The organism is Halomarinibacterium sedimenti, from assembly GCF_019312585.1.
Taxonomy (GTDB): domain Bacteria; phylum Bacteroidota; class Bacteroidia; order Flavobacteriales; family Flavobacteriaceae; genus Halomarinibacterium; species Halomarinibacterium sedimenti.
Genome location: NZ_JAHWDP010000002.1, coordinates 160,015 through 173,633, shown reverse-complemented (window position 1 = coordinate 173,633; position 13,619 = coordinate 160,015). Strand labels below are relative to the sequence as shown.

Sequence of the window (13,619 nt, the reverse complement as noted above, 5' to 3'; positions counted from 1 at the left end):
ATGGAAAAAGCTAATTACGTAACAGACCTTTTGACAATTGAAGAAGTTGTTTCTGGTAAACTCTTTAAGATACCAGATTATCAAAGAGGATACTCTTGGGATAGTGAACAGGTTGAAGATCTTTTAAAAGATATTGAACATATTTCACATCAAGGCCATAAGCACTATACAGGAACCCTAGTTATTTCAAAAGATGAAAAAAATGAACGCTTTAACATCGTAGATGGACAGCAGCGTTTAACAACACTCATTATATTGCTTAAAGAACTTTATGAAATAGATAATGAAAAATATAGTCATATTTACAATACCTTTCTTATTCAAAAACAAGGGCACTACATTCTAGAAACAAATAAAGAGACTGATGCGTTTTTTAAGGAATGTATCATTGGAGATAAAAAGAATATCCCAGCAACTATTAAATCGCTTCAAAATTTACGTAAGACAAAAAAGCAAATTCATAAATGGTTAAAGGAACAAAATGGCAGTATAGATGTGATTCATGAAACAGTTTTAAATAAACTAGGGTTTCTTTGTTTTGCACCAGCAAATACTAAAGAAATTGGAATCATGTTCGAGGTGATTAATAATCGTGGCAAAGCTTTATCAGAATTAGAGAAAATCAAAAATTACTTTATCTATTATGCCACCATAAACAATAAGGTATCCTTACAGGTAAAAGTGAATAACAATTGGGAATCCATTTTAAAATATTTAAGCGAATCTGGAGTCATCTCGAATCAAGATGAAAATAACTTTCTACGTAATTGCTATTTGGTCTATTACTCTGCGAATAAGAGTAAAAGTTGGAATGTTTATGATGAATTGAAATTAAAATACAAACCAGATGATAAATCTGATTTGGAAGATAAAATCGAAGAAATTGAAGGTTTTATAGATTTTATTCAAGAAGCTTCACAATCCTTTGCGTTTTTTACGAATGGTGATGTTTTTGCCAGAGAATATGAAGGACCATTAAAAAATGAAATTGCTGGAGTTCTTAAACAATTGCGTTGTCATCCTGTAAATGCATCGGTATTACCAATGTATTTGGCAACCATGTCTTATCTTCAGAGTAAACCAGAAACGGTTTTAGAATTATTAAAAATCATAGAGATAACTAATTTCAGAATCTATGTATTACCCAACGCAAACATTTCACGTGCAGATAGCAAACAGGGTGATTTATTCTTTTGGGCAAATGAGCTTTATAACTGTGGGGATTGGCATTCCGATAACGATGACGAAAAATATTACACCTATTTAGAAAATGAAATCCAAGGTAACATATTTGATTGTACCATTGCACAGCTTAAAGACTTTACAAAGCAAATGTGTCCAGAATCTGTTTTTGTGCAATCACTTACAGTAGATCTAGACGAGTCTATAGATTATTATCATTGGAATGGTCTACGATTCTTTCTTGCTTCCTATGAAGAATCTTTAAATGCAAAACGAAAAGAAACTTGGGATATCGAAAAAATCCTCATTAGCAGACAGGAAACTAAAAAAGACAAATTAAACGATTACCTCTCACGAGAGCATATTTGGGCAAATAAAAATTTATTACAATACTTTCCTGAAAACTATATTGACAAACGTCGTTTGGGTAATTTTGTTCTCATAGGTTTATCAAGCAACATTCAATTAAATGCTTGGAATATTCAAGACAAAGTAAAATTCTTAATCGAAAATGCTTCCATTTCCATGTTGCAAGTAAGTGAATTGAAGAAAAAACTAGATAAGGCTTGGGAGTTTGCAAGTTCAAAATATAAAGTAAAGAAAAAGAGTTTTTATATGTATTTAGGATGTTCTTTAATTGACCAACGTGAAAACGACTTAATAAAATTTGCATTAAACCGTTGGAAATTTGAAGATGAAAAGTTTACACGTTTTATCGAAATAGATACCTTTAGGGCAGTATCACAAAATAAAAACGAAACTTTCTTTTTAAAGGAAAAATAATATATGGCACACGAAAAACTACGACCAGAGTTTACATTCGATGATAATAAAATAAACCAGCTAAAACAAATTGTACCAGAGTGTTTTGAAGATGGAAAAATCAATTTCGATACCCTACGCCAGAATTTAGGCGATTGGGCACAAGATGAAGATGATGATACTCTTGAACATTTCGGGCTCTTTTGGCCTGGAAAAAAACAGGCTCGTAAATTGGCAGCCATACCAAGCGAGGGGACCTTAGAGCCAGTATTTGGGGAAGGCTTAAAACCCGATGGTACACCAGATACGGATGGTAAGAACGATTCAAAAAATATCTTTATTGAAGGAGAAAATCTTGAGGTCCTTAAAATCTTACAAAAGAGTTATGCCAACCGTATCAAGATGATTTATATCGACCCACCATACAATACAGGTAATGATTTTGTGTACGACGATGACTTTACCGAACCCCTACAAGAATACTTACGTAGAACAGGACAAATAGATGAAGAAGGCAAACCACTCACCACCAACAAACGTAGTGATGGTCGTTTTCATAGCAAGTGGTTGAGTATGATGTATCCTCGCTTGCGTTTAGCGAGAAATTTATTAAAAGATGATGGTGTCATTTTTGTAAGTATTGATGACAATGAAGTGCATAATTTACGTGCCATTATGAATGAAATTTTTGGGGAAGAAAATTTTACGGGGGAACTTGTTTGGAAAAAAAGAGTTTCACCCGCAAATGACTCACAATGGTTTAGTAGTGACCACGAGTATATTCTTGTTTATTCTAAAGATAAGACTATCTGGTACCCTAATAGAATGGCAAGAACAGAAAAGCAAAATAGTTACTACAAAAATCCTGATAATGATCCACGCGGTCCTTGGAATTCGGCAGCGTATACCTGTAATAAGAGTAAAAGTGAACGCCCTAATTTATACTATCCCATAATTAATCCATACACACAAGAAGAAGTATGGCCTAGAGAAACTGCCGTATGGGCTTATTCAAAGGAAACACATGAAAAGCATTTAAAAGAAGATATCTTGTATTGGGGAGCAGATGGTAATAGTAATTCACCAAGGAAAAAGCAGTTTCTTTCTGACGCAAAGAAAGTAGTAAATAGATCATTTTTAGACCATAGTGACGTTGGCAGTACTCAATCTGCAACTCTTGACTTTTTAAAGCTATTCAATCGTAACTATTTTAATTATACTAAACCATTAGATTTAATTAAAAGATTAATTTTAATTGCTACAGACAATAATAGGGATGAAATTATTTTAGATTTTTTTGCAGGTTCAGGCACTACTGCGTTGTCAGTTTTGGAATTAAATCAAATGGAAAATTCTATAGAAAATCGAAAGTTTATTTGTATTCAATTACCGGAAGAGCTTGACCCAAAAGATCAAGCTTATAAAGATGGATTTAGGAATATTTCTGACATTACAGTTGAAAGAATAAAAAGGACAATATCATCTGAAAAAATAAAAGATGGATTTAGAATTAAAAGATTAACAATTTCAAGCTACAAAAAATGGCAAGATGTTAATTCAACAGATGTTAATCAGGTAGAATTAGCATTAGATGAGTTTGCCAACAGCCCACTAAAACCAGATTGGTCCAAAAATAAATTGCTTACAGAAATACAGCTACTAGAAGGTTTTCCTTTAGATAGTAAACTGGAGACTACGAACTTTGGTAAAAATGAGGTCAATCAAATAAGTCATGACCATTTAGAAACCAAACTGCTCATTTGTTTAGACAACAAAATAGAAGAGAATCTCATTTCAGATTTAAAGTTAGATAGTAATACCATTTTCATCTGTTTAGATACAGCCATTAGCAACCAAGATAAGTTACGATTAAGTGATAAAGGTTTAATTAAAACCATTTAATGGATGAGTAAACTTAAAATACACTTTGAGAGTGACCAAGAACATCAGGTCCGTGCTATAGAAAGTACAGTGAAACTTTTTCAAGGATATATTAAAAGAAACCTTGAAGAGCTTAAGGCAAGTAGTATAGGTCTTGGTAGTAAGGCTACTGAAATGTACGATACAGATATTATTGCCAACATTGGGAAATATGAAATGTTGGATGAAACCTGGTTATATGATAACCTCTTGGAAGTGCAAAAAGATAATGGACTGGTAGAAGATATGTTTCTCAATTTCGATGATGGTTTTGAGATTACCGGTATAGATTCTTGGCGTTATCCTTACTATACCTGTGAAATGGAAACAGGAACTGGGAAAACCTATGTCTATTTACGGACCATTCATGAATTGCGTAAAAAATATGGTTGGGGAAAGTATATCATCATTGTTCCAAGTGTTGCAATTTATGAAGGGGTAGTGAAAACATTTAAAATTACAAAAGATCATTTTGCATCACTTTACAATAATGAAACTATTCATCTTACACAATACTCTGGACAACATATTAGTAAACTAAGAAGTTTTGCAAATTCCTCGGCTGTTGAAGTGATGGTAATGACAATCGATTCATTTAATAAGGAGTCCAATGTAATTTTTAAACCCACTGAAAAATTACAGGGTGAAAAATTGCCTTATCAATATATTCAAGAAACGAGACCAATTCTTTTATTAGACGAGTCTCAAAATTATACCTCTGCAAAATCAAAAGAAGCGTTAAGAACATTACACCCATTTTTTGCAATAAAGTACTCTGCGACCCCTACTGAAAAAGGAAATACCTCTGAAGAAAATAGGGAGTTAATGAACCGTTTTTATCATTTATCACCAGTGGATGCTTTCAAAATGGATTTAGTTAAGAAGATTGAGGTACTTGGCGTTACAGAACAAAATAACTTTAATGACAATCAACTTTCTATGGTTCTAATGGAGGAAAGGGCTGGGTATGGTTTAGCACTTGAGGCAAAATTAAATGTTATTAAAAATGGAGAGGTAAAAACGGAGTCAATTAAGCTTCGAAAAGGAGACGATCTTTTTGAAAAAACCAAAAATGAAAACTTCAAAGGATTGGTTATTGAAGAGATTAATAAATCTTTAGGGGTGGTAATATTTACAAATGGTAAAGAATATAAGGTTGCAGAAGGTGGGGATGTTACCCTATCGAAAGAGGAAATATTTAGAGTCCAAATAGAGGAGACTATTAAGTCTCACATGAAAAAACAAAAACAACTCATTAATAAAGGAGTAAAAGTATTATCACTTTTTTTTATTGATAAAGTTGCTAACTATGTGGAGACTGAGGGTATAATAAAAAAACTATTTGATGAAGCCTATGAAAGGCTGAAAAATCAATATCCTTTTTACAGTGGGTGGTCCGCTGAGCAAGTACGTGAAGGATATTTTGCTAAAAAGAAAACCAAAAATAAGGCAGATGTTTATATTGATACTTCTGTAGATAAAAAAACAAAGGCCGAAAAGGAATTAGAAAGAGAAGCATACAATCTTATTATGAAAGACAAGGAAAAGCTCCTAAGTTTTGATGAAAAAACGAGTTTTATCTTTGCGCATTCAGCATTGAAGGAGGGTTGGGATAATCCAAATGTATTTCAGATATGCACATTAAACACTGCAACGTCAGAAAACCGTAAACGTCAGGAGATTGGGAGGGGATTGAGACTTTCAGTTAATCAAGAGGGTAGAAGAGTGACAGATGAAGGTGTAAATGTTTTAACAGTAATAGCCAATGAAAGCTATGAATCCTATTGTGAACAATTACAAAATAATTATAGAGAAACCGGAGATGCTGCGCCACCAACCCCAAGTAATGCTCGTAAAACAGAAGCTAAACGAAATAATACACTTTTCAACTCTGAAGCTTTCAACTCCTTTTGGAAAAAATTGTGTCAGAAAACTGATTATAAAATAATGATTGATGAGGACCAATTGGTTTCTTTATGTATTAATAAACTAAATATAGCCAAATATCCAGAACCGAACATTGTTGTAGTCAAAGGACGTTTTGTGATGACAGATTTTAAAATAACTCTTAAAAAAGTGGTTGAGGATATCATTAAACTTGAAATACTAAAATCTGATTCAGATGGAAATGAAGAAAAGATAAAACGTAATTTTAAGGTTGGTGATGATTTGGCAAAAATTGCTAAAGATGAGCGCTTAAAAGGCTTCAAAATTGTAGATGCTAAAGCAGATGAGGACCGTTCGGAAATTGTTTTTTCAGACAAAGGGATTTTAAGATCTGGAGAGGCAATAACATTTTCAAGTGAAAAAGGGCAAAAAGGAGATCCTCAACATAGACATCAAGCACAAACAATTTACCCAATTTTCAATTTTATAGAACGAGCCGAGGAGGCAACTCACTTGAAAAGAGCAACGTTATTTACAATGTTTAAAGGTCTTAATTATGAAGTGAAGGAAAAGATTTTTAAAAATCCTGAAGGTTTTACTTCTGTATTTATTGACATAATTAAAGGAACGCTAGCAGACCATATTGCGGCTAATGTTGAGTACTCGTTAACTAAAGAGCTAATGGATTATGATTCAGAAGATATGTTTCCAGAAGCTCGTAAATTTCCTCAGAAAGAATTGATTGATGGTTCAAATTGGTCCCTTTATAATCAAGTACAAATAGATTCTGATATCGAACGACGCTTTGTAGAGTATAAGTTAAATGAGGATGATAATGTTGTATGTTTTTTTAAGTTTCCAAGTCAATTTAAAATTTCAATCCCCAAAATTATTGGGAATTATAATCCAGATTGGGGTATTATTCGATGGGATGACAATAATAAGTTCAAATTAGAACTTGTTAGAGAAACTAAGGGGAATGTTAATCCAAACCTATTACAGTTTCCTAATGAAAAAAGGAAGATTGATTGTGCTACAAAACATTTTAAATTAACTAAAGTTGATTATAAACAAATTAAGGGAGATGAAGTTATTTGGTGGTAATTTTACCTGAATAATCAACATCAAAATTATCGATAATTATGATTTGTGGATATATTAAATACAATTGGGAAGTTGGATTATAAAATAGGTGATAAACTTCTAAGCAAATTTCAATTACTACATAATTAAATAAATTTTTCATTAAATAATTTACTGCAACGACGGCAACAGCCCGTAGGTCGTTGCGGTCGTTGCGAAGCATAAGATTAACGTCTAAACCCTTAAAAATCAATGGATATGTCCTTGCTGTAATCTCTTGGCAGCATTCGTTGCTTTTCCCTTACATAGTTACTAGCCATATCAATAGATCGATGTCTTGTGATGGGTAACATTTTTATTAATGCTTCTGTTTCACTTAATCCTTGCGAGATAAATTGATTGTATAGGTTTATTGCAAACGTATGACGGAAGCTATAAAGCGTAAATTCCCTGCCAAAATTAAATTTCTTCTTAACAGGTCTAAAACGATCACTAAATACTTTCTTTTTCGTTTTTAATTCTGCCTCCCATTCGCCAGGTCCGTCGTTGCGAGAAAAGACAAAATGCGATTTGGGGTGTTGCTCTAATTGCATCTCTTTAAAAATATCCATTAATTGATCTATGATAAACACCTTTTCAAGGGATCGGGCTTTTGTTTTTACTGTAATCAATCTATTTTTAAGATCAACGTCCCCAACAGTGAGACGCAACACCTCGGAGTTTCGTAGGAAGGAATATGAAATGACCCTAATATAGGTCAACAGGTAAGGGTCGTTTGCTTCAAGATATTTTTTAATGTCCGCAACTTGCCGATTCGTAAATGGGTGGTTGCGAACGGGATTACTTCTTTCTTTTTTAATATCTCGAATGAAGTTATACGGTAAATATTCTAATTGAACCATTTCTGAAAGAATGGAACCTAGAGTGTTGCGATAGTTGTTGACACTTGTCATGGATTGCCCACTATCTTTTATAGTTCTTAAAAACTCAACCACGTGTTTTCTCATTAATTGATCACTAGGGAGATCTGAAAAATGATGGCGTTTTGCAAAAGCAATAAATTCATCAACTCGATACACACAGCTTTGAATAGTGCTTTTGGCCCAAACAGCTTTTTTGTTTTCTAATGCTTTCTTTAACGCAAATTCAATAGAAACAATTTCATTTGTGAAATTGATATTTTCCTCTTGAGGAATAGTATTTTCATAAGGATCATATCCATCATTTAGTAGCTCGGTATATGCTTGTACTAGTTTTTGACCATAAAGTTTTCGTTGCTTTACGGTTTTGTAGTACTTATTTATTCCGTGTTTCCTAATAAACTTACTTCTACTATCAAATTTTCCTGTAATTGGATTACGAAAATAAAAATAGATATGCCAAGGGCGTTCAACAGTTATTCTCCCATTTTTATCCCTAGGAATAAATAGCTTTACCTTGGAGTATTGCGGTTCTTCCATACGAATTATGTATATTTTCTCAACAGTTTTAGGTACTGTTTTAGGTACGGTTAGTCTAAATTTCATAGCAAACCGTTTTGATAAATATACAAAAAACCCCTGTATTACAGGGGTTTCCTACTGTAGCGAGATCGAGACTTGAACTCGAGACCTCCGGGTTATGAATCCTAGATTATATTTTAAAAATATTGATTGTCAGGATTTTACAAACACTTAAATTTGAAAACGTATTCAAAATCGTATGCAAAACGTATGCAGTTTTAGATTTTCAGATTAAACTTATAAAGTATAAAAATAGAAGATAAAATGTTGTTGTGCAAGTAAACATTAACGATGGGGTTTGTTGAATGTTATAGAACCATTTGAGGGTTCTACTCTAAAAATCCATTTCTACATAAAAGGTTAATGTTTTTGGGTGTGAGGGTAATATTTAGCTATTGGGAATGGTGGTTGTTGTGAGTAATAATTTCTTCATATGCACAAAATTTGCGTAAAAGAGTCAATATAACTTTATTGTATATGCACTTTGCACAACCATTGCAATAAATAATTTCTATATTTGTTTATATGAAATTTTTATCATTCATCTTATCAATTTATTTCCTAGCTCTTAATTTCTCACCATGTGAAGATTTGAGTGTAGTTAGTGATGAACTAAAAACAGAAATTTCACAAAACACAAATGATGGTCATTTGGATTTTGATTTATGTTCTCCATTCTGCCAATGCCATTGTTGCCACATTCACGTAACCCACTTTAAGGTAGTTGAATATAATTTATCAAGCTCTTTGATTTCAACTAAGGTGTTTCATTATTTTGAAGGTATGGAAAGTAACTTCAGCTCATCCCTTTTCCAGCCCCCACAAGTATAATTTAGTTTTTAATGGATAGCTATATCCCAACGTGATGTTTTTTAAAAGAGCATCGCATCACAAGCGCATTGCATCTATTTGCAATGCGAGGTTTTAACTGAATTAATACATTTTCTATGATTAATAAAATCATTGATTTTTCAATCAATAATAAATTTATAATTGGTTTACTAACACTTACCATTATTGGAGCGGGTATTTGGAGTATGACCAAAGTGCCAATCGATGCTGTTCCAGATATTACCAACAATCAAGTGCAAGTCATTACCCAAGCACCAAATTTAGGCACAGAAGACATTGAACAAATTGTAACTTATCCTATCGAGGTTGCAATGAGTAACCTTCCCAAGGTCCATGAAATTAGGTCAATATCCCGTTTTGGGTTATCTGTAGTCACTATTGTATTTGATGATGATATGGGAACCTACCTTCCTAGACAATTGGTGGGGGAAAAACTAAACGAGGTAAAAGATCAAATCCCCTCGGGTTTTGGCGAACCCACAATGGGACCAATTTCGACAGGATTAGGAGAAATTTATCAATACACATTAAAAGTAGCTCCAGAGTATAAAGACAGATATACAATTACAGACCTGCGAACCATGCAAGATTGGATTGTGCAGCGTCAAATGGCCATGGTGGAAGGTGTGGTTGAAGTAAATGCTATAGGGGGCAAAATTAAACAATACGAAGTAGCAGTAGACCCTAACGATTTAAACGCAATAGGTTTGACGATTACAGATGTATTTAATGCACTGGAGGCAAATAACCAAAATACAGGTGGCGCGTACATCGAAAAAAACCATCAGGCTAATTTTATCCGTGGTGAAGGCTTGGTTCGCAATTTAGAAGACATAAAAAAAATTACCGTTAAAAATATAAATAATATTCCCATAACTATTGGAGATATTGCTACTGTACAATTTGGGGCTGCCATACGCTATGGGGCATTAACACAGGATGGTGAAGGCGAAGTTGTTGGTGGTTTGGTAATGATGCTTAAAGGTGCAAATTCTAATGATGTTATTGCAAACGTAAAAGAGCGAATGTCTCAAATTGAAAAGTCTTTACCTGAGGGTATTATTATTGAACCCTTATTAGATCGAAGTAAATTAATTAGCGAAACAACATCTACAGTAGCAACTAATTTAACGGAAGGTGCATTAATAGTAATTTTCATCTTAATTTTTTTATTAGGAAATTGGCGAGGTGGTTTAATAGTAGCTTCTACAATTCCTCTTTCCTTGTTGTTTGCCTTTATATTAATGAATGCTTTTGATGTTTGGGCAAATTTAATGAGTTTAGGTGCGATTGATTTCGGAATCATAGTAGATGGTGCGGTAATTATTGTTGAGAGTACAGTATTCCTTATTGCAACCCAAGTTCTAAAAAAGAAGAACCTTACGGCCAAAGAGCGTGATAAAGTAGCTTCTAATGCTTCAAAAAAAATGATGAATGCTGCCTTTTTCGGTCAGTTAATTATCCTCATAGTATTTCTTCCAATTTTGGCTTTGCAAGGAATTGAAGGAAAAATGTTTAAACCAATGGCATTGACCTTTATTTTCGCAATGATTGGGGCTATGGTTTTATGTTTAACCTATGTTCCAATGATGTCTGCATTAGTGTTAAGAGCACCAAAAAATGACAAACAATCATATGGCGATAAATTTGTGCATTGGGTAGAACGTAAATACCAACCTCTATTAGAAAGAGCTTTGACGAAAGGCAAACTAATAATAGGGTTTTCTGTTGTATTATTTGGTATTGCAGTTTTTATGTTTACAAGAATGGGGGGTGAATTTATTCCACAACTGGATGAAGGTGATATTGCATTTCATGCCATATTAAAGCCAGGAAGTTCACTCTCCGAAACTATTGAAACAACTACTAAAATTGAACAAATTTTAAAAGCTAAATTTCCAGAAGTCGAAAAAATAGTTAGTCGTATTGGTGTAGCAGAAATACCAACTGACCCAATGCCAATGGATTTAGCCGACATTTTTGTTATCCTAAAACCTAAGAGCGAATGGGTAACAGCTGTGACAAAAGATGAATTGATAGAAAAAATGAAAGAAGCAGTTGAAATAATTCCTGGTGTTAACTACGAATTTACCCAACCTATTGAAATGCGATTTAATGAATTGCTCGAAGGGGTTAGAGAAGACATTGCTATAAAACTTTATGGTGAAGATATAGAGGTGCTATCTCAAAAAGCAGAAGAAATATCTAAAATTATTGCTGGTACAGATGGTATTGGCGATATGAAAGCGGAAGCCACAACAGGGTTACCGCAAATGACCATTTCGTATAACAGAAATAAATTGGCACAATACGGACTTCAAATTAATACATTAAATCAAACCGTACAATCAGCATTCGCTGGTGGTAAGGCAGGTGTGATTTTTGAAGGTGAAAAACGTTTTGATCTAGTGGTGCGATTAAATTCTCATAATCGTAAAGACATAACAGATGTTCAAAATTTGTTTATCAACTTACCTTCTGGTGCACAGATTCCTTTACGTGAAATTGCAGAAGTAAGCTATAAATCTGGCCCAATGCAAATTAGTAGGGACAATACAAACAGAAGAACCTATGTTGGGATAAATGTGAGAGGTCGTGATGTAAAATCGTTGGTAACTGAAATAAAAACAAAATTAGATACGCAATTAGAGTTGCCATCTGGCTATTTTATTCGTTATGGTGGAGCTTTTGAAAATTTAGAGCGTGCAAGTAGCCGCTTGCAAACTGTAGTGCCGATAGCGTTATTGCTCATTTTTGTCCTCATATATTTTGCGTTAAAATCCTTACCACAAACCTTGGTGATTTACATAGCAATCCCTATGGCAACCATTGGTGGCGTTGTTGCTTTATGGATGCGTGATATGCCTTTTAGTATTTCGGCTGGTGTTGGTTTTATTGTTTTATTTGGTGTTGCAGTATTAAACGGATTAGTTATGATTAGTGGTCTGAATGAATTAAAAGATGAAGGTGTTACCAATCTAAAAGATAGAATTATAGAAGGAACAAAACGAAGAATTAGACCTATTATGTTAACCGCTTTCACAGATGTTTTGGGTTTCTTGCCTATGGCAATTTCAGCATCAGCTGGTGCGGAAGTTCAGCGACCTCTAGCAACCGTTGTTATTGGTGGTTTATTAACGTCTACATTATTAACATTATTCGTTTTACCTATATTATATCATTGGGTAGAAAACAAATCATTCAATTTTAGAGCAGACAAAAAAGTAATTGCAGTTACAGCTATGGTAGCTTTTATGTTTTTTTTGCCAATTACAGGAAACGCGCAACAAATAAATGATTCGTTACCTAATATTTCAATGCAAGAAGCTGTAAAATTGGCTAAAGAAAACTATCCAAGTTTAAAACAACGACAGCTTGAAATTGATAAGCAACAACAATTAAAAGGAACTGCTTTCGATTTTGGTACTACCCAAATTTTTACAGGAGGTGAGGAAGTTAAGGATGGTACAGGTATTTACACCACTATTGGTGTTGGTCAATCAAATATTGATGTATTTGGTATAGCACCTAAGAAAAAATTACAGGAGCAACGTATTCAGTTAGCCCAAAAGGCACTTCAGCTTTCAGAATTAGATTTAGAATTAGAAGTAAAGAAAGCATGGGCAAATGCCTTACAGCATAAAAGGAAATATAATTTATACAAAGAATTAGATTCTATATACACCAATTTTGAAAAAGCAGTAGCATTAAATTATGAAGTAGAAGCCATTTCTAAATTAGAATATTCAGCAGCCAAAAATCAAGCATTACAGATTCAGAATAAATTTATGCAATCAAAAAGTGAATATGTTATTGCTTTACAACAATTAAACTTGTGGTTGATTTCGGATGATTTTTATACGGTTACAGATGAAATTGTTATAGAGAACAAAATAAATGTAGAATCCTTTATTTTAGAAGCACACCCTATATATAATGTTTCTCAACTTCAACTCGCAGAGGCAGAAGCAAACTTTAAAGCTGCAAAAGCTGAAAATTTACCAAAGTTTAATTTTCAAGGTGGTTTCCAAAATGTAAATGGAAAATCAGGGTTTTATACCTATCAAGCTGGTATTTCCATGCCGTTTTTATCTGGTACAACAAAAGCACAAGTTAGAACGGCCAAAATTGATAGACAAATTGCCGAATCAAATATGCAGTTTAAGCAAAAGGAAGTGCAATCTAAATTTAATCAAGCTAAAGAAAATTACCAAAAATGGAAAACATCTTGGCTATTCTATAAGAATGAAGTGTTACCACTTATTAAAGAACAAAAAACAGGTGCTTTGTTTGCTTATAGAGAAGGTGAGATAGATTACACAGCATTTACACAACTTATAAAAGAAGCAATTCACTCGGAATTGGAAGCACAAACAGCTTTAGTAAACTATTTAGAAAGCGCATTTCAACTACAATATTTTAATCAATAAG

6 protein-coding genes are annotated in these 13,619 nt (G+C 33.3%); 5 read left to right on the top strand and 1 reads right to left on the bottom strand.

Annotated features, from left to right (window positions below):
• The 3 genes from KXJ69_RS05420 to KXJ69_RS05410 are packed head-to-tail and all read left to right on the top strand — an operon-like array spanning nucleotide 1 to nucleotide 6,855.
• Nucleotides 1-1,965, top strand: a complete 1,965-nt coding sequence (locus tag KXJ69_RS05420; protein ID WP_219051957.1) for a DUF262 domain-containing protein — start codon at nucleotides 1-3, stop codon at nucleotides 1,963-1,965.
• Nucleotides 1,966-1,968: 3 nt separating this feature from the next.
• Nucleotides 1,969-3,846, top strand: coding sequence for a site-specific DNA-methyltransferase (locus KXJ69_RS05415; protein WP_219051956.1), 1,878 nt, complete (start codon nucleotides 1,969-1,971; stop codon nucleotides 3,844-3,846).
• 3 nt (nucleotides 3,847-3,849) lie between these two features.
• Complete coding sequence (locus KXJ69_RS05410; RefSeq protein ID WP_219051955.1) at nucleotides 3,850-6,855, top strand: restriction endonuclease; 3,006 nt, start codon at nucleotides 3,850-3,852, stop codon at nucleotides 6,853-6,855.
• 221 nt (nucleotides 6,856-7,076) lie between these two features.
• Here the strand turns inward: KXJ69_RS05410 and KXJ69_RS05405 are convergent, their stop codons facing one another.
• On the bottom strand, nucleotides 7,077-8,360 hold the full coding sequence (locus KXJ69_RS05405) for a tyrosine-type recombinase/integrase (RefSeq protein WP_219051954.1): 1,284 nt from the start codon (nucleotides 8,358-8,360) through the stop codon (nucleotides 7,077-7,079).
• Between the two features lie 501 nt (nucleotides 8,361-8,861).
• On the opposite strand from KXJ69_RS05405, the gene KXJ69_RS13790 reads away from it, so the two are divergent.
• Entirely contained in the window at nucleotides 8,862-9,167 is a 306-nt protein-coding gene (locus KXJ69_RS13790; RefSeq protein WP_373422834.1) for a DUF6660 family protein, read from the top strand.
• 116 nt (nucleotides 9,168-9,283) lie between these two features.
• Nucleotides 9,284-13,618: a CusA/CzcA family heavy metal efflux RND transporter gene (locus tag KXJ69_RS05400; RefSeq protein ID WP_219051953.1), complete on the top strand. Its 4,335-nt coding sequence runs from the start codon at nucleotides 9,284-9,286 to the stop codon at nucleotides 13,616-13,618.
• Nucleotide 13,619 lies beyond the last annotated feature (1 nt).

Excerpts from the sequence above, each read along its gene's own strand:
- KXJ69_RS05420 (WP_219051957.1), top strand. The coding sequence starts at position 1 with ATGGAAAAAGCTAATTACGTAACAGACCTTTTGACAATTGAAGAAGTT.
- KXJ69_RS05415 (WP_219051956.1), top strand. The coding sequence starts at position 1,969 with ATGGCACACGAAAAACTACGACCAGAGTTTACATTCGATGATAATAAA.
- KXJ69_RS05410 (WP_219051955.1), top strand. The coding sequence starts at position 3,850 with ATGAGTAAACTTAAAATACACTTTGAGAGTGACCAAGAACATCAGGTC.
- KXJ69_RS05405 (WP_219051954.1), bottom strand. The coding sequence starts at position 8,360 with ATGAAATTTAGACTAACCGTACCTAAAACAGTACCTAAAACTGTTGAG.
- KXJ69_RS13790 (WP_373422834.1), top strand. The coding sequence starts at position 8,862 with ATGAAATTTTTATCATTCATCTTATCAATTTATTTCCTAGCTCTTAAT.
- KXJ69_RS05400 (WP_219051953.1), top strand. The coding sequence starts at position 9,284 with ATGATTAATAAAATCATTGATTTTTCAATCAATAATAAATTTATAATT.